The sequence below is a fragment of the Thomasclavelia sp. genome (assembly GCF_047249845.1).
GTDB lineage: Bacteria > Bacillota_I > Bacilli_A > Erysipelotrichales > Coprobacillaceae > Thomasclavelia.
In genome coordinates this window covers 21,207-44,243 of record NZ_JBKTWO010000024.1, presented here as the reverse complement: position 1 = coordinate 44,243, position 23,037 = coordinate 21,207, and the positions used below count along the sequence as shown (strand labels likewise).

Sequence of the window (23,037 nt, the reverse complement as noted above, 5' to 3'; positions counted from 1 at the left end):
ATTGGAAAAGTAGACTGATAATGAGGGGTCATATCTTTAACTAAGGGAAACTGGTACTAGTTACCCAGATATAACGTTATTACCTATTTTAGCTAGATTATTACAAACAGATCTAAATACATTACTTGCCTTTAAAGATGATTTATCTGACTATGAAGTAATGATGTTTGTAAATCAGTTGGCAAAACTTAAAAACTTTGGTGAAGCTTACCAAAAAGGAATAGATAAGATAAATGAATATCCTACCTGTTATAATTTGATTTTGAATGTTACTTTAGTATTAGCGGGAATGAGTAGTCTTTATAACGCTAATAAAAATGATGAATATCAACAAATATTTGAACAATTGTATAGACGAACATTAATAAGTGATAATCAGGTAATTAAAAATCAAGCACAATCAGCTTTGATTTCTATGTACCTTAATAACAATGAATTTTTAAAAGCAGAAGAATTAATTAATCAATTATCGGAAGTAAATAGTATTGATAAAAGAAAAAAGCTAGCTGATTTGTATCAAAAACAAGGTAGAATCTTTGAAGCCTCAAAGATTCTTGAAGAAAAGATATTAATGTATTCAAATGATATTTTAAACAATATTATGAAATTATTACAAATGGCTCTCCAAGAAAAAAGATTTGAAGATGCAGAAATTTTAGCTTATAAGTATTACCATATTGCCAAAAACTTAGATTGTTGGAAATATAGTTGGTATCTAGGATACTTTGAATTATATTCTAGAACTAAAAATAAAATTAAACTAATCAAAATAATTAGTAAAATGTTTAAATCATTAAATATAAAATGGGATATTAATGCTTCACCGTTATATCATCATATTAAAACCAAAGAGGTAGATAATCATTTTTTTGAGGATATAAAGGATGATTTATTAAATGAACTAAAAAAAGATCCTGAGTTTAGTTTTATTAAAAATGAAATAGAACTAGAGTAATTAAAAGAGGTTTATTGTAGAAAAATAGCTTATATGATATAATTTCTAGGCTTAGAGCGTTTAGAAATAATCATTATAAGCTATTTTTGTTAAATGGAGATTTTAAATGATAAAGAAAAATATTTTAATTACTGGTAGCAAAAATACTGGTAAATCAACTTTGGTTCAAAAAATATTAAAGCAATTTAGCAGTTCTTATGCTGGTTTTCAAACTATTCCTTTTGAAAGATTTGAAGCTGGGCCAACTTATTTAATGGTAGATCTGATTACTAAAAAACAAATTCCTATTTCAAAATATGATGGTAAACAAGTTGTTGGCATTCCTGCAGCATTTTCAACTTTTGGCAAAAAATGTTTACAAAATTCAATAGCTAGTGAGCATTTATTTGTAGTGATGGATGAATTAGGACGTTTTGAAAGAACAAGCTATGATTTTATTAACATGGTTAATAAAGTTTTATCTAGTAAAAAAATAGTGATTGCTGTATTAAAAGCTGAATCGATTGATTATTTAAATTTGATAAAGAATAGACCAGATTGTTATCTTTATAATTTAGATTGTTCTTTATTTGATGAAGTTTATCAGGATATTATTTCTAAACTAGATATTATATTGAAAAGAGAGGAGAAAAATGAAAAGGATTAGAAAAATATTAACTTTAACTTTATCCATTATACTTGCATTTACATTGGTAGCATGTACATCTAACAAAGATACAATAAAAAAAGAGACAAAAATCACTTTGATTGATCAAGCAGGAAGAGAAATTTCTTTGGATAAACCTGCTACAAAAATTGTCAGTTCTTATTATATTACAACCTATGCTTGTTTATCTTTGCAACTTGGCAATCAGATTGTTGGTCTTGAACAAAAAGCTGATACTAGGTCAATTTATAAAATGGCTAGACCTGAATTGTTAAAATTACCACAAGTTGGTTCTATGAAAGGATTAAATTTAGAGGCAATAGCTAAATTAGAACCAGATCTAGTCTTATTACCAATGAAACTTAAAGATAACATTGATGCTTTAACTGATTTGGGAATTTCTGTTTTAGTAGTTAATCCAGAAAGTCATGAACAGTTAGTTGAAATGTTAAAATTAATTGCTAAAGCGACAGGTAAAGAAGATCAGGCTAAAGAATTAACAGATTATTATGAAAAACAAATAAATAAAATTAAGAATTATAACACTGCTAAACAAACAGTTTATATGGGTTCTAACTCATCATATTTAGAGACTGCGCCAGCTAGTATGTATCAAAGTAAACTGATTGAAACGGCAGGTGGAGTAAATGTTGCAAAAAATATTGATGGAGATTACTGGACAGCTATCTCTTATGAAACGTTATTACAATTAAACCCGGAGATTATCGTGATCCCATCTGGTGCTGCATATAGTGTTCAAGATATATTAGATGATGCTCAATTGGCTTCATTAACAGCAGTGAAAAATAAAGCTGTTTATCAGATGCCCAAAGGAATTGAAGAGTGGGATTCGCCCGTTCCTTCAGGAATTTTAGGAACGATGTGGTTAACAAGTATCTTGCATGAAAATGATTATCCATTTAATGATTTCATAAAGGATGTTTCTTCTTTTTATAAAAGATTTTACGGATTTGATATTGATCAAAGTTTAATCATTAAATAAATTAAAATGAAAAATAAGAAGATATGTTTAGTTGTTTTTATTATAATTTGTTTGATCTTATTTTGTTTTTCACTAACAATTGGTAGTTATGATTTATCAATTGCTGATATTCTAAAAATTTTAGGTGGTACTAACACTTCTTCAATCCAACAAAATGTTTTTTATAATTTACGATTACCAAGAGTAATTATGGGATTATTTACAGGTTTAGTATTAGGCTTAGCTGGAGCTATTTATCAAATGCTGTTTTCTAATCCTTTGGCTTCACCTGACTTGACTGGAGTAGCTTCAGGAGCAAGTTTAGGAGCAGCAGCAGCAATAATAATTGGGGCTGGAACAACAATTGAAAAAACATTTGGGGCTTTTATTTTTGGAATGTTGAGTCTTATTCTGGTTATTGTTTTAGTTAAAACTATGGGAATGCAAAAAGCTTCAGCTTATATATTATCAGGAATAGTAATTTCTTCTTTAGCAGATGCAGGAATTATGATGTTGAAATATATAGCGGATCCTTTAAGTCAATTAGCTGCGATTGAATTTTGGACAATGGGTAGTCTTGCTGCTGTTACTGTTGATAAAATGATGGTTTCGCTATTTAGTGGAGTAATTCCGTTGCTGATATTATGTTTGTTACATCGACAGATCGTAATTTTGTCACTTGGTGATGAAAATGCACAGTATTTAGGAATTAATGCTAAGTGGCAAAGAGCAATAATTTTAATTTTAGCAACATGGATGGTAGCCTCAGTAATTGCAATAACTGGTGTGATTTCATTTGTAGGATTAATTGCACCTCATATTGCGTATTTAATGTTTAAAAAAAGAACTGGTTATTTTTATACCATTAGTAGTTTAGTTGGAGCTGTTTTAGTATTGGTTGCAGATATGCTAGCTCGTATGCTGACTACTGGTGTTGAATTGCCATTGAGTATTTTGACAATTTTATTTTCTACGCCAGTATTAGTATTTTGGATGTATAAACAAAGAGGAAAAATTTAATGAAAGAGCTATTAATAATAAAAGATTTTTCGGTTTTTTATGATTCATTGATTGTTGATAATATCTCATTGACTTTGTGTGAAGATGAATTGGTTGGGTTGATTGGTCATAATGGTTGTGGTAAATCAACAATGTTAAAAGGAATAATGGGTTCATTAAAACACTCTGGGATTGTTAGAGTTAAAGATCATGATTTTATGACGATGAAAATAAAACAAAGAGCCCAAAATATAGCTATGTTAACACAAAGAATAGAAATAGTTGAAGGTATTAGTGCTGGTGAGCTGATTGGTTTAGGAAGTTATCCTTATTTGCAGCTCAATCAAAATATTAATATAAAAAAAGTTAAGCATTTAGCTGAAATTTTACAGATTGAATCTTTATTAAATAAGGACTACTCAATTTTAAGTGAAGGACAAAAACAGTTAGTACAAATTGCTAGAATAATAATGCAGGATACACCAGTATTATTATTGGATGAACCAGACAGTGCTTTAGATTTTAATAATCGTTATATGATATTTGAAATTTTACAGCAATTAATTAAATCCAAACATAAAACAGCATTAATTGTTTTACATAATCCATTATATGCATTGATGTATTGTGATCGGGTTCTATTGATGGATGATGGTAAAATAATTAGTGAAATCAAACCACAGCAAGAAAATTGTGAAGAAATTACAAAAAAAATTCAATTAATTTATTCAAATATCATCATTAAAAAAGATGATGAATATCAACAATATTATTATTTAACAAGATAAAGGGGAAAGGTATGAAAAAAGAATATTCAGATCCATATAAATTTGAAGGAAAATTACCATTAAAACAAGCTATTCCTTTAGGATTACAGCATGTTTTAGCAATGTTTGTTGGTAACTTAACACCAATTTTAATTATCACTAGTGCTTGTGCGGCAATGAGTGATGCAAGTGAGTTTGCTAAAATTCAGGTTTCCTTATTACAAAATGCCATGTTAGTTGCAGGAATTGTCACTTTAGTTCAATTATTTGCAATAGGACCAATAGGTGGAAAAGTGCCAATTATTATGGGAACAAGTTCTGGCTTTATTGGGGTATTTCAAAGTGTTGCTAATGTTATGGGCGGTGGTATCATTGGCTATGGAGCGATTATGGGAGCTTCAATTATTGGTGGCTTATTAGAAACAGTTTTAGGGTTTATTTTAAAACCACTTCGTCGTTTTTTTCCACCTGTTGTAACAGGAACAGTCGTCCTATCAATTGGATTATCACTAATTAGTGTTGGAGTTGGTTCTTTTGGTGGTGGAAGTAATGCGAAAGATTATGGTTCAGTTGAAAATTTATTAATAGCTTTATTTGTTTTAATTATAATTTTAGTTTTAAAACATGGGACTAAAGGCATGATGAGTTATTCGTGTATTTTAATTGGGATTATTTGTGGGTATATTGTATGTATGATTTTACCAATGTTTTTATCTACAACAGGAATAGCTAGTGATGGAAGTGAATTTGTAAAATCTTGGGTTTTAAATTGGGATAAAGTTGCTCAGGCTAGCTGGTTTGCATTACCTGAATTTATGCCTGTTACTCCTGTGTTTGATTTAAAAGCAATTTTACCTGTATTGATCATGTTTGTAGTAACTGCAGTAGAAACTGTAGGTGATATATCTGGGGTTATTGAAGGTGGAATGGACCGTGAAGCTACTGATCAGGAATTATCTGGTGGAGTTATCTGTGATGGCGTAGGTTCTTCGTTTGCAGCTTTATTTGGTGTTTTACCAAATACTTCATTTAGCCAAAACGTTGGTTTAGTAACGATGACAAAAATTGTCAATCGTTATGCTTTAGCATGTGGAGCTGTATTTTTAATTTTATGTGGATTATTTCCAAAATTAGCTGCTTTGATTTCAATCATGCCTCAAAGTGTTTTAGGGGGAGCAGCAGTAATTATGTTTTCTTCAATTGTTATGAGTGGAATACAATTGATTACACGTGAGCCGCTATCTGCTCGTAATATGACAATTGTCTCAGTAGCACTTGGTTTAGGGTATGGATTAGGGGCTAATAGTGCTGTATTAGCAGGGTTACCTGAAGCAGTACAAATGATTTTTGGTGGATCAGGAATCGTTCCAGCAGCATTTGTAGCAATTATTTTAAATATTTGTTTACCTAAAGAAAAAAAAGTAGAGGAGGCATAAATTTTGCTTACAATTCATAAATATATTCGAGCTAAAAGCATCGAAGAAGCTTACGAATTATGCCAAAATCGTAGTAGCGTCGTCCTTGGAGGAATGCTTTGGTTAAAAATGCAAAATCGTACTGTTGATTATGCTATTGATTTATGTGATTTAGGATTGAATTTGATTGAAGATAAGGGTGATGAAATTCATATTGGAGCAATGGTAAGTTTGCGTCAGTTGGAAATTGATTCAACATTAAATGAATATACTCATAATGCAATAAAAGAAAGTGTTAAGAGTATTGTTGGAGTCCAGTTTAGAAACGTGGCTACAATTGGAGGTAGTTTATTTGGTCGTTATGGTTTTTCAGATGTTTTAACAATGTTTATGGCTTTAGATGCCTATGTTGAATTATATCATGGCGGAATTATTCCAATTCGTGAGTTTGCGGCTATGCCAATAACTAAAGATATTTTGGTTCGTGTAATTATTAAAAAGACGCCATTACAAGTACAGTATATTTCACAAAGAAACACAAAAACAGATTTTCCTGTTCTAACTTGTGCTATCAGTAAACTAAATAATAAATATTTATGTATAATTGGTGCTCGCCCTTTAAAAGCAGTTGCTTTTGAAGATGAAAAAGGTCATTTAACTGATGGAATCACTGAAGAAACAGCAAAAATTTTTGCTAATGATATAGCTGAACAATTAATCTTGGGTTCTAATTTACGTGGCAGTAAAGAATATCGACAACGAATTGCTAAAGTTTTAATTAAGCGTGCACTAATGGCTCTTGGTAAGGAGGCTAATCATGGAAATTAAGATGAATTTAAATGGTCGGGATATTTGTAAAGAAATTGAATCTGATATGTTATTAATTGACCTTGTTCGTAGTTTGGGATGTGTAAGTGTAAAACGTGGCTGTGATACTAGTAATTGTGGTTTATGTACTGTTTTTGTAGATGAACAGCCAATTTTATCATGTAGTGTTTTAGCAGCTCGAGTAAATGGTCATAAAGTTGTAACGTTAGAAGGGTTACAAGAGGAAGCTGATGAGTTTGCTGCATTCATTGCTGATCAGGGTGCTGAACAATGCGGGTTTTGTAATCCTGGATTTATGATGAATGCAATAGCGTTATTGAAAGAAAATCCACATCCTAGTGATGAAGAGATTTTATCCTATTTAGCTGGTAACCTTTGCCGTTGTTCAGGATATGAGGGACAATTGCGTGGAATTAAAGCTTACTTGAGGTTTCAAGAACAAAAGGGGAAGGAGGATAAATAATGAATAATTCTTTCCAACAGATTAATAAGCCAATTCGTAAAAAAGATGCTATGAATTTACTTTTAGGAAAACCAGCATATGTTGAAGATATTACTCCTGATGATTGTTTAATTGTTAAAGTTTTACGTTCTCCACATGGACATGCTTTGATTAAAGAAATTGATATTTCTGCTGCTTTATCATTACCTGGAATTGAGGTTATTTATACATATAAAGATGTTCCTCAAGAACGATTTACGATGGCAGGACAAACATATCCTGAACCTAGTCCATATGATCGTTTGATACTTGATCAAAGAGTTCGTTTTGTTGGTGATGCAGTAGCTATTGTTGCTGGTGAAACTGAAAAAATTGTTGATGCAGCTATGAAATTAATCAAGGTAAAGTATGAGGTTTTAAAACCAGTTCTTGATTTAAATGAAGCTAAAGATAATGAAATACTAGTTCATCCTGAAGAAAATTGGAAATCACTATGTTCAGTAGGAGCTGATAATCAAAGAAATCTATGTGCGAGTGGTAGTTGTCAGGAAGGGGATATTGAAAATGTTTTTTTGCAGTGTGATGAGGTATTTCAACGAACTTATCATACTAAGGCTAATCAACAAGCGATGATGGAAACTTTTAGGACATATTGTCAAATTGATCCATATGGCCGTTTACATGTAATTAGCTCAACTCAAATTGTCTTTCATGTTAGACGGATTCTAGCTAATGCATTAGGGATTCCAAAATCTAAGATTCGAGTTGAAAAACCACGAATCGGTGGTGGTTTTGGGGCGAAACAGACAGTGGTATCTGAAGTTTATCCAGCATTTGTTACCTTGATGACCAAGAATCCATCACGGATTATTTATTCACGAACAGAATCACAAATTGCAGCTACTCCACGTCATGAAATGGAAATCACGGTTAAAATTGGTGCAATGACAGATGGAACTATTAAAGCGTTTGATGTTTATACTTTATCTAATACTGGTGCTTTTGGTGAACATGGCCCAACTACAGTTGGTCTATCAGGTCATAAATCAATTCCTTTATATTCTAATAATCTAGAAGCATTTAAATTTTCCTATGATGTCGTTTATACTAATTGTCAAGCAGCAGGAGCATATCGTGGATATGGAGCTACTCAAGGAACTTTTGCAGTTGAATCAGCTGTAAATGAATTAGCTAGTCGTTTAGGAATTGATCCGGTTGAAATTAGGGAAAAAAATATGGTTCGTCAAGGTCAAACAATGAGTGCTTATTATAATGAAGTAGCAACTAGCTGCACTTTAGATAAATGTATGAATCATGCAAAAAAACTATTTGATTGGCAAAACAGAGCAAAAGTTCATGATTTAGGAAATGGAAAAGTTCGCTCTGCTGGTGTAGCAATGGCAATGCAAGGTTCCGGAATTTCTGGGGTAGATGTTGGTTCAGCAACGATTAAACTTGATGATGAGGGATATTATACTCTTCTAATAGGTGCTGCGGATATGGGAACTGGATGTGATACGATTTTAGCTCAGATGGCAGCGGAGTGTCTAGATTGTGATGTTGATAAAATTATTGTGTTTGGCGCTGATACGGATGCGTCACCATATGATTCAGGTTCATATGCTTCAAGCACCACTTATGTTACTGGAAAGGCTGTTGAAAAAGCATGCCATCAGTTAAAAGAAAACTTATGTAAATTGGCAGCTGAAGCACTTGAATGCTCAATTGAAGAACTTGAATTTACTAATAATGGTATTAAAAATTTAAACACGAATATAATTATTTCGTTATCAGAATTAGCAACTAAATCAATGTGTGGAAATAATATTTCAACTCAAGTAACAGTTACTCACTCTTCACCAGTATCACCACCACCATTTATGGTAGGAATGGTTGAAATCGAATTAGATAAAGAAACTGGACAAGTTGATATTTTAGACTATGTAGCAGTGGTTGATTGTGGAACAGTCATTAATACTAATTTAGCAAAAGTTCAAACTGAAGGAGGGCTAGTCCAAGGGATTGGTATGGCACTTTATGAAAATGTACAATATAGTGAAAAAGGCGCTATTGCAGAAAATTCATTCATGCAATATAAGATTCCAACTCGTTTAGATATGGGAAAATTACGAGTTGAATTTGAAAGCAGTTATGAAAAAACGGGACCTTTTGGAGCTAAATCAATTGGAGAAATCGTAATTAATACGCCTTGTCCAGCAATTGCACATGCTATTTATAATGCTACGGGAATATGGCTTAGAGATTTACCAATGACACCAGAAAAAATATTAATGGCGTTACCAGAAGAATAATGGAAACATATATCATTTATCTGGCTGCTGGTAATAGTCTTCGCTTTGGCTCAAATAAATTGTTGTACAAAATAGGGGGAAAAGAATTATATCGTTATGGTTTAGATAACTTGATTAAATTATCTTCTATTCGTAGTGATTGTAAATTAATTGTAGTAACACAATATTTTGAAATAATAACTACTTATCCTGAACTTAATTATATCTATAGTGCTAAATGTCATGAAGGTCTTTCCTATTCAATTAAAGCGGGAATAGAAATGATTGATAAGCAAAATGATTTCCAGATCATGTTTGTTGTGGCAGATCAAATTTATTTGAATTATCAGACTTTAAATAAAATGCTTGATGCTTTTAATAATTCTAATTATTCATTAGCTTCGATGATCTATCAAGGTCAAGCAGGTAACCCCACGATATTTAATGCTGCCTATATTGAAGAATTAATGAAATTAGAAGGAGATCAAGGAGGTCGTAAGATTATTAATCAATATCAAGATAAATGTCTATTTTATCAGATTGAAAATGAACTTGAGTTATTGGATATAGATAAATTAGAAGATTTAGATAATATCCATAATAATAGAATGAATATGGTGAAAATAAATGGTAAATGAAGATAAGTTATTAAATTTAATAGTCAAATATAATTGTGATAAAGAGCTAAATAATCTAAAAGATATTTTAGATTATTTACAAAACAATAATCTTTATCTTTTTACCACAATAAAAATTTCTAAACGTAAATTATTTGAAATACCAAAAGATGATCTATTAATGATTTTAGATAACTTATTTAGTCAAAATAATCAACAATATTTTTCTGTATTTTCTAATCAAAAAAAATCAAACAACAAATTCAAATATTGTCTAGCAGTATCTATTTTTGATTGTTTACAATTAATGAAAAAGATTGGTGGTACAGATCAAATAATTATCAATCCTAATCTAAAAGATAATTTTAAATTAACTAAAGATATTATCCAATATCTTAAAAGTTAACCATGTATGATGATAACTGAGAAGCAAATATGATAAAATTAGAAAAATCAAAAAATATTAACCAAATTAATGAATTTGAAATTCAACAATTAAACATTATTATAGATTTTATTAAAAATAATTCTAATGCTCTAACAAGAGATAACAAAATAGCTCATTTAACAGTATCTGCTTGGGTATTAAATCCCACGCTAGACAAAGTATTAATGGCACACCATAATATATATAACTCTTGGGCTTGGCTTGGTGGACATGTTGATGGTAATGATGATTTAGGCCAGGTTGCTATTTGTGAAGCTATGGAAGAAACCGGCATTAAAGATATTCATTTTTTAAGTGATAACTGGATATCGATAGATATATTACCTGTACAACCACATTTTAAAAATAACCAGCTAGTAGAAGCTCATTTACACTTTAATTTTACTTTTGCTTTGATTGCTGATGATAAACAGGAGCTAATACCTAAATTTGATGAAAATAAAGCAGTAAAATGGATTGCAGTTAATGAAATAGAACAAGTAGTAAAAGAAAAAGAAATGATACCTATTTATCACAAATTAATGAAACGTGTTTCCAAACTAACAAACAGGGCTTATTAAGTCCTGTTTGTTAGTTTGAAATTGTTTTAGCATATATTAAAGTAACTTAATATATACATATTTATGCATTAAAAATCATTTATGTTGACAAATTTTATAGATTAAGATATTCTTATAAAGAAAAAATAGAGGTTGCAAAGCATCAGAGTACTATAGTAAGTAGGCATACATTGATCTATAGGAAAGGTAATCTTTGCCGATAGATAATAGATGGCAATCTATTATCTAGGTGCTGTAGGAAATACCTGCAGTACTCCTTCAGGAATGAAGAGGAGCTATTAACGCAAGATTTTAGTCGTGTTAATAGCACGATTTTTTTAATTTTGTTTAAGGAGAAAAATAAATGAAAAGATTATTAAAAATCTTTACAGTATTAGCTTTAGTATTCACTGTAATTATACCTGTTAACCCTGTAAAAGCTGAAGAAGAGACTGATAATATATTTGTTGTAGGAATGGAATGTAATTATGCACCATTCAACTGGACACAAGTCAATGAAACAGAAACAACAGTTCCTTTAGAGGGTGGCGGCTATGCAGATGGTTATGATGTAACTATCGCACAAGCAATTGCTAAATATTTAGGAAAAGAACTAGTAATTAAAAAAATGAGTTGGGATGGTTTAGAACCAGCTTTACAAGCAGGGGTAATTGATGCGGTTATTGCTGGGATGACGGATACAGCAGATCGTCGCCAAAGAGTTGATTTTACTCAAACTTATTATGAATCACAAATGGTACTAATTGTAAGAAAAGGTGATAAATTAGAAAATGCAAAGAGTTTAAAAGATTTTTCTAATAAAAAAGTATTGGGACAATTAAATACTTTATATGATACCGTAATTGATCAAATCCCTAATGTTAAACATGCTACTGCATTGGAAGATTATCCTGCAATGGTAATGCAGCTAAATAATGAATTAGTTGATGCTGTAACTGCTGAATTACCAGTTGCCGCTGGAATTATTGCTACTAATCCAGATTTAACCTATGTTGAATTTAAAGATGGAAAAGGGTTTGATGTTGATTTAACAGACACATCTGTATCTATTGCAATAAGTAAAGAAAATTCAAAGTTAAAGGAAGAAATTAATAATTATCTAGATACTTTATCAAATGAAGATAAAAATATCATGATGGATGAAGCGATTAAAAGAATTCCTGCTACTATTACTAGTTTAAGTGATAATATTTTTATTGCTGCTAAACAAATCTTTGAAGTATATAGTCCGTTGTTTTTTAGTGGTATTGGATCAACTTTAACATTAGCTTTTGGGGGAACGATCTTAGGGTTATTAATTGGATTAGTAATTGGAGCAATTAGAGCTATTAAAGTTGAGGAAAGAGATAGACTAGTTAGTAAAATTATAAAAAGGGTTACCTGGATAATTACAACTATATATATTGAAATTTTCAGAGGAACACCAATGATGGTACAAGGTGCATTTATTTATTATGGACTTAAAAATATTATTCATTGGGATCCATTTACTGCTGGAATATTTGTTATTACAATTAATACTGGAGCATACATGGCAGAAATCGTTCGTTCAGGGATTCAATCTGTTGATAAAGGTCAAAGTGAAGCAGCCAGAAGTATTGGGATGAATAATATTCAAACGATGGTATATGTCATTTTGCCTCAAGCAATCAAAAATTCTTTTCCATCAATTGGTAATGAATTTGTAATTAATATTAAAGATAGTAGTGTATTAAACGTTATTGCAGTTACTGAATTATTTTACCAAGCAAAAAGTGTAGCTGGTAGTTTATATGCATTTGTACCAACCTATTTTGTTGTTGCGCTGATTTATTTATGTTTAACTTTTCCAACTACTAGAATTTTAAATTATATTGAAAATAAAATGAATTCTAAAAAAACAATTACATTTGATAGTGAAGGGGGGATAAAATAATGGAACCAATTATTGAAGTAAAACATTTGAAAAAATCTTTTGGTAATTTAGAAGTATTACATGATATTGATTTTACTGTTTCAAAAGGTGAAGTAGTTACCATTATTGGGGCTAGTGGTAGTGGTAAGTCGACTTTTCTTCGTTGTTTGAATATCCTAGAAACCCCTAATTCTGGTAGTGTCATGTATCATGGAAAAGATATTTTAAAAGGTGAAATTAATGTTAATGTACATCGTAGTAAAGTCGGAATGGTATTTCAGAGTTTTAATCTTTTTAATAATAAAACAGTACTTGAAAATTGTGTAATTGGACAAATGAAAGTATTAAAAAGAAATCGTGAAGAAGCAACGAAAGTTGCAATGAAGTATTTAAGAAAAGTTGGGATGGAAAAATTTGCTAAAGCTGGAAGTATTCAACTTTCAGGTGGTCAAAAACAAAGAGTAGCAATAGCTAGAGCATTATGTATGGAACCTGAAGTATTGTTGTTTGATGAACCTACTAGTGCTTTAGATCCAGAAATGGTTAGTGAAGTACTTAAAGTTATGAAAGATTTAGCTAATGAAGGATTAACAATGATCGTAGTTACTCATGAAATGCAATTTGCTCGTGATGTATCTTCTAGAGTCGTTTTTATGGATAATGGAATAATTGCAGAAGAGGGAACACCTGACCATATTTTTAATCATCCCTCTAGAGATAGAACAAAGGAATTTTTAAATCGCTTTTTAAATCAATAAAATGTTTAAAAAAGGTTGTTATAGAAATAAAATTTTCTAGCAATCTTTTTTATAATGTTATAAAATCATACCGGATTATTTATTCAAAATAATGTTTTAATATTATTGTAATTTCTACAATTATACTTATAATAATATTATTACAACAAAAGCAGGATGATAAAATGAAAAAAATTGTATTAGGAATATTAGCGCATGTCGATGCAGGAAAAACAACATTGACAGAAAGCATGTTATATTTAAGTAAAACGATTCGTAATTTAGGAAGAGTTGATCATGGAGATGCATTCTTAGATTACAATACTCAAGAAAGAGATCGTGGAATTACGATATTTTCAAAACAAGCAATATTTAATTGGAATGATTGCCAAATAACATTGATAGATACCCCTGGTCATGTTGATTTTTCAACTGAAATGGAACGAACATTACAAGTATTGGATTATGCAATTCTAGTAGTTAGTGGGATAGATGGAGTTCAAGCACATAGTGAAACAATTTGGAAGTTATTGCAACATTATCAAATACCAACTTTTATTTTCATAAATAAAATGGATAGCATACATACTAATAAAGAAGAACTATTATTGGAATTGAAAAAGCGTTTAAATGAACAGTGTTATGATTTTGAAAATCTTGATGATGATTTTTATGAAAGTATTGCATTAAATAATGAAATATTATTAGATTATTATTTAAAACACAATACACTGACAAAAGAAATGTTAATTGAAGAAATCATAAAGCGTCAGCTTTTTCCATGTTTCTTTGGTTCGGCCTTAAAAATGGAAGGAATTGATACTTTTTTTAATGAATTCAGTAGTTATATTAAAGAAAGACCATATCCAAAAGAATTTGGTGCCCGCGTATTTAAAATTAGTCATGATGAACAAGGAAATAGATTAACTCATTTAAAAATTACTGGGGGAGCTTTAAAAGTAAAAGCACAAATTAACAAAGAAGAAAAAGTTGATCAAATTAGAATTTACTCAGGCAATAAATATCAGTTAGTAAATGAAGTTAAGGCAGGCGATATTTGCGCTATCAAGGGTTTTAAGAACATTATGGCTGGGCAAGGATTAGGATTTGAGAGTGAAACTATAAAACCAGTATTATCACCATATATGGATTATCGTATTATTTTACCAGATGATCATGATTGGTATCAAACCTTAGAAAAACTATCTTTATTATCTCAAGAAGATCCTCAATTACATATTAATTATAATAATCAAACTAAAGAAATTCATGTTCAATTAATGGGAGCAATTCAAATTGAAATTCTTAAAAATCTTATTAATGAAAGATTTGGGTTAAATGTTAGTTTTGATCATGGTAAGATTATTTATAAAGAAACTATTTTAGAAGCAGTAGAAGGGGTAGGACATTTTGAGCCATTGCGTCATTATGCCGAAGTTCATTTGCTTTTAGAACCAGGTAAACCAGGTAGCGGATTACAATATGGGATTAATTGTAGAGATGAAGTTTTATCAAGTAATTATCAAAGATTGATCTTAACACATTTAAAAGAAAAAGAACATTTAGGTGTATTAACAGGGTCAGCAATTACTGATATGAAAATAACACTTATCGCTGGTAAAGCACATTTAAAACATACTGAAGGTGGAGATTTTCGTGAGGCAACATATCGAGCTGTTAGACATGGGTTAAAATCAACAAAATCAATTTTATTGGAACCATATTTTGATTTTTCTTTAGAATTACCTGTTGAATTTTTAAGTAAAGCTGTTTATGATATTGAAGCAATGAAAGGCTCTTTTGTCATGCCAGATATTCTAGGAGAGGTAGTTACTATTACCGGCAGTGCACCAGTAAGTAGAATGCAAGATTATCAAAGTGAAGTGATTAATTATACTAAAGGTAAAGGCCGTTTAATTTGTCAAATTGCAGGATATCGTCCATGTCAAGATGAAGATGAGATTATCAAGCAAATCAATTATGATAGTGAAACTGATAAAGATAATCCAACTGGCTCTGTTTTTTGTAGCCATGGTGCGGGTTATAATGTTAAGTGGGATGAAGTAAAGGACTATATGCACATTCCTTTTCAATTAAAAAAAACATCTAAAATAAAAGAAAAAGATCAACAGACTAAATTTATTAATGTAGATAAAGAATTAGAAGAAATATTTGCTAAAACTTATGGACCGATTAAAAATCGTAACCAAATAAAAGAAACTCCAAAAAAATTAATCAATGAACCAGTTTATAAGCATATTCCTGAGTGTTATCTAATTGATGGGTATAATGTCATTCATTCATGGCCAGAACTTAAAGAATTAGCCAAGGATAATCTAGATGCAGCAAGGTCACGATTAATTGATATTATGTGTAATTACCAGGGATATAAAAAATGTATTTTAATTTTAGTTTTTGATGCTTATAAAGTAAAAGATAATTTAGGAAGTAGTTATAAATATGATAATATTTATATTGTATATACTAAAGAAGCCCAAACGGCTGATATGTATATTGAGCGCACGACTCATGAATTAGCTAGTAAATATAGTATTACAGTTGCTACATCAGATGCCTTGGAACAATTGATTGTTTTAGGACAAGGTGCAAAGCGGATTTCATCTAGAGAATTACGCTTAGAAATTGAACATTTGGATAAAGAAAAGTTAGCTGAGTTTAAAAGGAATCAACCCAAAGGGTATAATTATTTATTACAGGATTTAAAAAAATATCATAAAGAATAGAGGAAAACTATGACTTTTAAGTATAATCTTAATTATATTGGTGGCATAAATGAGTATACTAAACGTGCCATTTATACTTTAATAATTGATAAAGATTATTTCTATGTAAATGGTCTAATTAAAAAAAAGAAATTTTCATATGATCAAGTTATAAAAATAACATATGGTACAACTGATGATTTAAAGAAAAATATTGAGGAAGTTAAACAATTATTATTTGGTCATATCGGATTATTAGATCGTCGTTTAAATAATAAACTGCATTACTGTTTAGCAATTATTTTAAAAGATACGACCATAATTTTTGCTGAAGAACATGAAACAAGTATAAAAAATGCTTATCAAAGACTAATTAAAGCTTTTGAATATCATTAAGGTGATAAAATATTTTACATATAAATAAAACCGTTGATTAAGACATTGATGTAACTGCTAATAAGTTAGACTTAAAAATCAAATTTTTGGGGTTAGTTCAACATATTGAATCTACGGTTTTTTTATTAAATTTATAGAGACTGTTAATGAACTAATTTGTTTGATGATTACTATTTTTGATAAAAGGATTCCCGCATTCTGTGCAGATTCTATCATGTAACGAAAATATACCGCCACAATTTAAACATGTATAAATTTTATGTTGATTTCTCATAAATTCTATTAGTCCGTATTCTTTTACAAATAGGCTATTAGTAATCAAACTAGTATTATAATGTTTAATGTAGCTTTTTTCGAGATTTTTTATTAGTTGGCAAGGAAATTGATTACATTCATAACAATATGAAACTCTTTTTTCATGAACGCAGTCTTTTATTTTACATTTACGGCAATGTTCTGGTTTTCCTATTTCATCATTAACTAAACACCCCAAACATGGTTTTCTGCTTTTCTTTGTAAAACAGTGTTTATAACATACCATACAATTCATGCCACATGGAGCAAACATAATTTCTTCTATTTTTTTTGTCATTTTCATTTCCATATTCCTCCTAGTCATTTACATTATACATGAAAAGGGTAATATTGTATGTCATCCCTTATATATTTTATACATACCTTCTAAGTAGCTGATGTTGTGATGGTAAAAGAATAGTATAATAAATTCTATTTATCAACTTATATAAGGTACTTTTTATGAATTTTAATTAGCAGTTTTGCTGTATAAAAAATGACATGAACTTTAAAAATTTTAAAATTCATGTCATTATCATGTTTAACTACATATCTTTTTTAATTCTATAATTGCATTGTTAATTCTTTTAATTGTTTCATCTTTACCAAGTATATGTGCTATTTCAACTGCACCACCAGGTGTAAAAGCTTTAAAGGTTAAAGCTACTCGAATAGGATACATAATTTGACCATTTTTCTTTTCATGTTTTTTTGCTAATTCTATAAATTTATCTTTAATACTATTTTCATCATCAAAATCTAAATTATCTAATGAAGGTAAAACAATTTCTAAAGCTTCTAGAGAATTATCTATTGTTGTTTTCATTTTTTTGTTGACAAATAATTCTGCATTAAATTGATAAGGAGAATTAATAAAATCAATAGCTTCAGGTATTTCACTTAAGATTTGGATCCGAGGCTGTAAAATTTTTGATAACTCCATATAATTTACTCTTACTTTTAAATTATTTTGATAATAATTTAATGCATAATTATTAAATTTCTCAAGTGACATGCTTCTTAAATAAACACCATTCATCCATTTCAGTTTTTCATAGTCAAATATAGCAGGGGATTTACTAATCCGATCAACTGTAAATAATTTAACTAACTCCTCTAATGAAAAAATTTCTTCTTCACCAACTGGTGCCCAACCTAATAAAGCAATATAATTAATAATAGCTTCACTTAAAAAACCTTGTTTAATCAAATCATGGTAACTAGCATCACCATTACGTTTACTTAACTTATTTTGTTCATCTTTCATAACAGGGGGAACATGGATATAAACTGGAGGGTTCCAGTTAAATGCCTTATAAATCAGATTATATTTAGGAGTACTAGATAAATATTCATTGCCCCTGACCACATGAGTGATCTTCATCAAATGATCATCAATTACATTTGCAAAATTATATGTTGGATAACCATCACTTTTTAGTAATATTCCTTCATCTAATAGCGTGTTTTCGGTTTCAATATTACCATAAACAGCATCGTTAAATATGGTAGTACCAGTATCTGGGATTGTCTGACGAATAGTATATGTTTCACCATCAGCAATTCTTTTTTTTGCCTCATCAATTGAAAGAGATTTGCAAGGATCATTAAATGTATATGTATTATTATGAGCATCTTTTAATTTTGTTTCACTACAAAAACAGTAATGTGCGGCTTTTAACTCAACTAACTTATGAGCATATTCTTGATATATTTCTAATCTTTTTGATTGAATATAAGGTCCAACATCTCCAGGTTTTAAAGGACCTTCATCATAATTTAGACCAGTATCATTTAAAACATCATAAATAATATCAATCGCTCCAGCAACTTCTCGCTGTCTATCAGTATCTTCAATTCTTAAAATAAAGTCACCTCCATCATGTTTAGTGACTAAATAGCTATAAAGAGCTGTTCTTAAATTACCAATATGCATATAGCCTGTGGGACTAGGTGCAAAACGTGTGCGAATTTTTTGCATTTTTTTAAATTTCTCCTTTTCTTTTTCTAAAAAAAGTAGTAAAGTATATATATACATTGGGGTGTAGCCAAGCGGTAAGGCAGCAGACTCTGAATCTGCCATTCCCCTGGTTCGAATCCAGGTACCCCAGCCAAAATATAAAAATTAAGCAGGAATAATTTCCTGCTTTTTATTTTAAAAATGGTAGCCTGTAGGGGGTTCGAACCCCTGCATGCTGGAATGAGAATCCAGAGTGTTAACCACTTCACCAACAGGCCATCTTTAGATAATATTATAGCACTAAAAAAGTATAAAATATAGTGTTTCTGTAAAAAAATTTAAAATATAATAAATTAAAAAAGAAGATTATGTTATCAATGTCATTAAGTTAAGGATTTAATGACAGTTGAGGAATGCATAAAATGTATCTCTCTTTTTTTATTTTAAATTTCACAAAAAATATTGACATCAATACAAAAGTATACGATCTATTATCAATTTATGATTGATAATAGGCCAATTGTTTATAGGTATATGTCGGAGGTACAACATGAATAACTATAAACATCTAAAAAATGTCTTGAATTACAACATTAAGAAGATGGCTGAATGTTCGTCTCTTTTCTGTGGTAATTCTGAAGTTGATTTTACACGCAATAGAAAACTCAATTTTGAAACGACTATTGAAAATGTCATTTGTATGGAGACCGGTTCTTTAAAAGATGAACTTTTAAAACTCAATGATTACTCTTCCAACTGCATCTGGATTTATACAAGCAAGAAGTAAAATTAGAGTAAAAGCATTTAAAATATTGTTTGACAGATTCAATAAAAAAGTCATAAGGATAAATTATATAAGGGTTATAGGTTATTAGCTATAGATGGTAGTGTACTCCCCATAGATAACACAATATATGATAAAAAACAACTGAATTAAGATATGGGACTACTGCAAAAGCTTATTCTGCTTATCGTTTAAATGCAAATTATGATTTGTTAGAATATACTTATGATGATCTTATCATACAAAGTGAAGCCAAAAAAAATGAAAATGATGCTTTTGTTAACTTGTTGATAGATACAATGGTAAAAAAGCTATTTTTATAGCTAATAGATATTATGAGTCATATAATGGATTTGAACATGTCGTTCAATCCGGAAACAGTTATCTCATAAGAGTAAGAGATATAACATCAAAATTGTGTATGACACAATCTCTAGGCCCTTTCCCTGATGGTGAATTTGATATTGATGTTTTTAGAATGCTAACTTTAAAACAAAATAAAATGATCAAAGCATGTCCACAAATCCATAAATTCATACCTTCAAATATGCGATTGGATTAAATGCATTGCATTCCAAGAAAAGAAAACTTATCCAACAAGAAATATATGCACGTATGATACTCTATAATTTCTGTCAGCATATTGTTCAAAAAATCAAAATTCCAAAGAAAGATAAAAGAAAATATGAATATCAAGTTAATTTTACAAGATCATTTCATATATTAAGGCATTTTTCAAGAAAAAAGGTGGAGAAACTCCACCAGTAAATCATCTCATAAACGAATGTAGTATCAATACTATACTTTTTCAGTTTGCCCAAATTAAAAACCAGAAGACAATATTCATTTAGTATTGTTTCTGGTAAAAATAATGACATTGATTATGTTATCTTCTTTTTTAATTGGCAGATTTAGTTTGAATTCTATTTAAGTATTTACTAACCAATCTAGTAAGTATAATTAAAACAGGGATACATACAACAATTGTTACTAGGATATAGCAAATTAACTTTGAGTTTAAACTATGCATTTCTAATAAAGGCCAGAAGATTGGAGTAGATAAAATAAATCCGATTATGTCAATAACTAATACTCCACCTCGATACCAGTTAATTGGACAATAAATACGATAAATCATATGAATAGAGATAAATGCAGTTGTGAAATATAAAATAGTAAATACTTCTGGTAATGATAAGTGAAATGAGGGAGCTAGTAGTTTGATTATTCCAACACTCAAGACTATTGTTAGTGCATTAGGTAGAGAATATCTCAAAGCATGATGACCAATAGATTCCTTAGGTTTTTCAATATTTCGTTCAAATAAAATCATAAAAGATGGGAATCCTTCGATAAACATATCTAATAATGTCATTTGGAAAGGAATAAAAGGATATGGTATATTTAAAAGGATTGATAAAAAAGAAAGTAAGATTGTATAAATAGTTTTTAAATAGTACATTGATGCAGAACGAGTTACATTGTTAATAACTAGTCGTCCTTCACGAACTACTTCAACTAAAGTTTCTAATTTACCATCAATAATAATAAATTGAGCTACTTGTCTAGCAATATCAGAACCTGAGCCCATCGCAATTGAGACATCAGCGTCTTTTAGCGCTAATACATCATTGACACCATCTCCAGTCATTGCTACTTTTTGCTTATGTTTTTGTAAACATAATATCATTTGATGCTTTTGAAAAGGAGTAGCGCGACCAATAACATTATAGTTTAAAATTGCATCTTCTAATTGTTCCTCAGTTTTAATTGTAGAAGCATCAATATAATTATCTGCATTAGCAACGCCTGCTTGTAAAGCGATTGCACTAACAGTAGCAGGATTATCACCCGAAATCACTTTTACATTTACATCATTGTCACTAAAAAATTTTAGTGTTTTTTTAGCATCTTTTCTGATTGGATCTTTAATAATGATTAAACCAAGAGGAATAGTTTGATCAATAGTTTCTTGAAGAAGATTAATGTTACTATGATGACCGATCATTAACACTCGTGCACCACTTTGCGCCATTAAAGCTACATGTTCTGGTAATTGATATTTAGGTTGGATAATTTCAGGTGCTCCAACAACGATAGTACCAATCGTTTCTAATTCTATCGCACTCCATTTACGTGCGGAGGAAAAAGCAATTCGATTTAATGTTTTATATTTAGCAGGGGAATTATAATATTTTTTTAAAGTTTGAAAAGTAATATTATTATCCAATGAACCTGCAACAAAAGAACACATGATTTCATGTGTATCATATGAAAAAGGATTATCTAAATCAATTACCTGTTCAATTTCCATTTTTCCTTCAGTAAGAGTTCCGGTTTTATCCAAACAAAGAACATCTATCCTGGACAAAGTTTCTATACTGAACATTTCCTGAACAAGTGTTTTTCGTTTACCTAACTTTACAACACTAGCAGCTAAAGAGACACTTGTAAGTAGAACTAATCCTTTAGGTAACATTCCTAAAAGAGCAGTTGCAGTATTTACAATCGTACTTGTAACACTTTGATCTCGAATGATATAAGCTTGATATAACATTAAAATACTCAATGGTAAAACTAAGTAACTTGTATAGCGGGTAACAGTATTAAAAGTATTCAATAATTCTGAGCTAACTGGTTTTCGAGTTCTTGCCTGGTCAGTAATTTTATTGGCATAGTTATCTTTTCCTACATGAATAACTTCACCATAGCATCCACCACTTAAAATAAAACTCCCTGATAATAGCGTATCACCAGGATTTTTAGTAATAGGATCAGCTTCACCAGTTAATAAAGATTCATCTACCTCAACACTATTTTCAATAACTTTAGTATCGGCACTAATTTGATTTCCAGTTTCAAAATAAACAACATCACCTAAAACTATCTCTTCATTATCGATCGATTTTATAACCCCATTACGGACAACTTTAGTTTTAGGCGAGACAATAAGGTTTAATTTTGCTACCATATTTTTTGATTTTATTTCTTGTCTTGCCCTAATAACAGTATTAGAAACAACTATAACTACAAAAAATAAACTAGAATAAGCTTGCACTGCAATCAAAGCAACAGCAATAACAAAATTATACGCATTAAACAAATTAAAAACATGACCAATAATAATTTGCAAATTACTTTTAACAACAGGTTTAGGTGCAATATTTACCTTACCCTCTTTAACTTTTAAATTAACCTCAGATTCAGTTAACCCGATTATTTTTTTCATCATAATTTCCCCTATAAAATAGTATTCATAACTTTTATATATATTATATCCTAGATATTAAAATTTCATC

19 protein-coding genes and 2 tRNA genes are annotated in these 23,037 nt (G+C 29.9%); 17 read left to right on the top strand and 4 right to left on the bottom strand.

The features are described 5' to 3' along the window. The first annotated feature begins 160 nt into the window (after positions 1–160). From ACLR9T_RS07850 to ACLR9T_RS07775, 16 genes are all read left to right on the top strand, one after another. Complete coding sequence (locus ACLR9T_RS07850) at positions 161–955, top strand: transcriptional regulator (protein ID WP_413108987.1); 795 nt, start codon at positions 161–163, stop codon at positions 953–955. A gap of 106 nt (positions 956–1,061) precedes the next feature. Continuing rightward, the gene (locus tag ACLR9T_RS07845) at positions 1,062–1,601 is read left to right on the top strand and encodes a nucleoside-triphosphatase (RefSeq protein WP_413108986.1); all 540 of its coding nucleotides are present in this window, start codon (positions 1,062–1,064) and stop codon (positions 1,599–1,601) included. Continuing rightward, positions 1,588–2,604 carry an ABC transporter substrate-binding protein gene (locus ACLR9T_RS07840; protein WP_413108985.1) on the top strand — a complete coding sequence of 339 codons (1,017 nt, stop codon included), beginning with the start codon at positions 1,588–1,590 and terminating at the stop codon, positions 2,602–2,604. The genes ACLR9T_RS07845 and ACLR9T_RS07840 overlap by 14 nt, the downstream gene beginning before the upstream one ends. Positions 2,605–2,610: 6 nt before the next feature. Continuing rightward, positions 2,611–3,603, top strand: coding sequence for a FecCD family ABC transporter permease (locus ACLR9T_RS07835; protein WP_413108984.1), 993 nt, complete (start codon positions 2,611–2,613; stop codon positions 3,601–3,603). Then, on the top strand, positions 3,603–4,370 hold the full coding sequence (locus ACLR9T_RS07830; protein WP_413108983.1) for an ABC transporter ATP-binding protein: 768 nt from the start codon (positions 3,603–3,605) through the stop codon (positions 4,368–4,370). Before ACLR9T_RS07835 ends, ACLR9T_RS07830 begins: the two co-directional genes overlap by 1 nt. Positions 4,371–4,381: 11 nt before the next feature. Continuing rightward, positions 4,382–5,785, top strand: coding sequence for a uracil-xanthine permease family protein (locus ACLR9T_RS07825; protein ID WP_413108982.1), 1,404 nt, complete (start codon positions 4,382–4,384; stop codon positions 5,783–5,785). Positions 5,786–5,788: 3 nt separating this feature from the next. Then, positions 5,789–6,592 (top strand): FAD binding domain-containing protein, encoded by an 804-nt coding sequence (locus ACLR9T_RS07820; RefSeq protein ID WP_413108981.1) that lies wholly within the window; start codon positions 5,789–5,791, stop codon positions 6,590–6,592. Continuing rightward, positions 6,582–7,055 (top strand): (2Fe-2S)-binding protein, encoded by a 474-nt coding sequence (locus ACLR9T_RS07815; RefSeq protein ID WP_413108980.1) that lies wholly within the window; start codon positions 6,582–6,584, stop codon positions 7,053–7,055. Before ACLR9T_RS07820 ends, ACLR9T_RS07815 begins: the two co-directional genes overlap by 11 nt. Beyond that, positions 7,055–9,346 carry a xanthine dehydrogenase family protein molybdopterin-binding subunit gene (locus ACLR9T_RS07810; RefSeq protein WP_413108979.1) on the top strand — a complete coding sequence of 764 codons (2,292 nt, stop codon included), beginning with the start codon at positions 7,055–7,057 and terminating at the stop codon, positions 9,344–9,346. The genes ACLR9T_RS07815 and ACLR9T_RS07810 overlap by 1 nt, the downstream gene beginning before the upstream one ends. After that, positions 9,346–9,963, top strand: coding sequence for a nucleotidyltransferase family protein (locus ACLR9T_RS07805; protein ID WP_413108978.1), 618 nt, complete (start codon positions 9,346–9,348; stop codon positions 9,961–9,963). Before ACLR9T_RS07810 ends, ACLR9T_RS07805 begins: the two co-directional genes overlap by 1 nt. Then, a complete protein-coding gene (locus ACLR9T_RS07800) occupies positions 9,953–10,348 on the top strand; it encodes a hypothetical protein (RefSeq protein WP_413108977.1) in 396 nt (131 codons plus the stop codon). The genes ACLR9T_RS07805 and ACLR9T_RS07800 overlap by 11 nt, the downstream gene beginning before the upstream one ends. A gap of 29 nt (positions 10,349–10,377) precedes the next feature. Further along, on the top strand, positions 10,378–10,950 hold the full coding sequence (locus ACLR9T_RS07795; protein WP_413108976.1) for an NUDIX hydrolase: 573 nt from the start codon (positions 10,378–10,380) through the stop codon (positions 10,948–10,950). Positions 10,951–11,293: 343 nt separating this feature from the next. Continuing rightward, positions 11,294–12,865 carry an ABC transporter permease subunit gene (locus ACLR9T_RS07790; RefSeq protein WP_413108975.1) on the top strand — a complete coding sequence of 524 codons (1,572 nt, stop codon included), beginning with the start codon at positions 11,294–11,296 and terminating at the stop codon, positions 12,863–12,865. Then, positions 12,865–13,602, top strand: coding sequence for an amino acid ABC transporter ATP-binding protein (locus ACLR9T_RS07785; protein ID WP_413108974.1), 738 nt, complete (start codon positions 12,865–12,867; stop codon positions 13,600–13,602). Before ACLR9T_RS07790 ends, ACLR9T_RS07785 begins: the two co-directional genes overlap by 1 nt. Before the next feature lie 164 nt (positions 13,603–13,766). Continuing rightward, on the top strand, positions 13,767–16,325 hold the full coding sequence (locus tag ACLR9T_RS07780) for an NYN domain-containing protein (RefSeq protein ID WP_413108973.1): 2,559 nt from the start codon (positions 13,767–13,769) through the stop codon (positions 16,323–16,325). A gap of 9 nt (positions 16,326–16,334) precedes the next feature. Beyond that, positions 16,335–16,700 carry a hypothetical protein gene (locus ACLR9T_RS07775; protein WP_413108972.1) on the top strand — a complete coding sequence of 122 codons (366 nt, stop codon included), beginning with the start codon at positions 16,335–16,337 and terminating at the stop codon, positions 16,698–16,700. Positions 16,701–16,851: 151 nt separating this feature from the next. On the opposite strand, the gene ACLR9T_RS07770 is transcribed toward ACLR9T_RS07775, so the two are convergent. Both ACLR9T_RS07770 and gltX read right to left on the bottom strand, forming a co-directional pair. Next, entirely contained in the window at positions 16,852–17,298 is a 447-nt protein-coding gene (locus ACLR9T_RS07770) for a DUF3795 domain-containing protein (protein ID WP_413108971.1), read from the bottom strand. A gap of 237 nt (positions 17,299–17,535) precedes the next feature. After that, complete coding sequence (gene gltX, locus ACLR9T_RS07765) at positions 17,536–18,975, bottom strand: glutamate--tRNA ligase (RefSeq protein ID WP_413108970.1); 1,440 nt, start codon at positions 18,973–18,975, stop codon at positions 17,536–17,538. Between the two features lie 57 nt (positions 18,976–19,032). On the opposite strand from gltX, the gene ACLR9T_RS07760 reads away from it, so the two are divergent. After that, positions 19,033–19,108, top strand: a tRNA-Gln gene (locus tag ACLR9T_RS07760). 48 nt (positions 19,109–19,156) lie between these two features. Here the strand turns inward: ACLR9T_RS07760 and ACLR9T_RS07755 are convergent. Further along, positions 19,157–19,232, bottom strand: a tRNA-Glu gene (locus ACLR9T_RS07755). A 1,404-nt stretch (positions 19,233–20,636) separates the two neighbouring features. Next, positions 20,637–22,967 (bottom strand): HAD-IC family P-type ATPase, encoded by a 2,331-nt coding sequence (locus tag ACLR9T_RS07750; protein WP_413108969.1) that lies wholly within the window; start codon positions 22,965–22,967, stop codon positions 20,637–20,639. Positions 22,968–23,037: the final 70 nt, after the last annotated feature.

Coding starts and splice junctions, on each gene's coding strand:
- ACLR9T_RS07825 (WP_413108982.1), top strand. CDS start 4,382: ATGAAAAAAGAATATTCAGATCCATATAAATTTGAAGGAAAATTACCA.
- ACLR9T_RS07805 (WP_413108978.1), top strand. CDS start 9,346: ATGGAAACATATATCATTTATCTGGCTGCTGGTAATAGTCTTCGCTTT.
- ACLR9T_RS07800 (WP_413108977.1), top strand. CDS start 9,953: ATGGTAAATGAAGATAAGTTATTAAATTTAATAGTCAAATATAATTGT.
- ACLR9T_RS07770 (WP_413108971.1), bottom strand. CDS start 17,298: ATGAAAATGACAAAAAAAATAGAAGAAATTATGTTTGCTCCATGTGGC.
- ACLR9T_RS07785 (WP_413108974.1), top strand. CDS start 12,865: ATGGAACCAATTATTGAAGTAAAACATTTGAAAAAATCTTTTGGTAAT.
- ACLR9T_RS07775 (WP_413108972.1), top strand. CDS start 16,335: ATGACTTTTAAGTATAATCTTAATTATATTGGTGGCATAAATGAGTAT.
- ACLR9T_RS07750 (WP_413108969.1), bottom strand. CDS start 22,967: ATGAAAAAAATAATCGGGTTAACTGAATCTGAGGTTAATTTAAAAGTT.
- ACLR9T_RS07835 (WP_413108984.1), top strand. CDS start 2,611: ATGAAAAATAAGAAGATATGTTTAGTTGTTTTTATTATAATTTGTTTG.
- ACLR9T_RS07850 (WP_413108987.1), top strand. CDS start 161: ATGATGTTTGTAAATCAGTTGGCAAAACTTAAAAACTTTGGTGAAGCT.
- ACLR9T_RS07830 (WP_413108983.1), top strand. CDS start 3,603: ATGAAAGAGCTATTAATAATAAAAGATTTTTCGGTTTTTTATGATTCA.
- ACLR9T_RS07840 (WP_413108985.1), top strand. CDS start 1,588: ATGAAAAGGATTAGAAAAATATTAACTTTAACTTTATCCATTATACTT.
- ACLR9T_RS07795 (WP_413108976.1), top strand. CDS start 10,378: ATGATAAAATTAGAAAAATCAAAAAATATTAACCAAATTAATGAATTT.
- ACLR9T_RS07790 (WP_413108975.1), top strand. CDS start 11,294: ATGAAAAGATTATTAAAAATCTTTACAGTATTAGCTTTAGTATTCACT.
- ACLR9T_RS07780 (WP_413108973.1), top strand. CDS start 13,767: ATGAAAAAAATTGTATTAGGAATATTAGCGCATGTCGATGCAGGAAAA.
- ACLR9T_RS07815 (WP_413108980.1), top strand. CDS start 6,582: ATGGAAATTAAGATGAATTTAAATGGTCGGGATATTTGTAAAGAAATT.
- ACLR9T_RS07810 (WP_413108979.1), top strand. CDS start 7,055: ATGAATAATTCTTTCCAACAGATTAATAAGCCAATTCGTAAAAAAGAT.
- gltX (WP_413108970.1), bottom strand. CDS start 18,975: ATGCAAAAAATTCGCACACGTTTTGCACCTAGTCCCACAGGCTATATG.
- ACLR9T_RS07845 (WP_413108986.1), top strand. CDS start 1,062: ATGATAAAGAAAAATATTTTAATTACTGGTAGCAAAAATACTGGTAAA.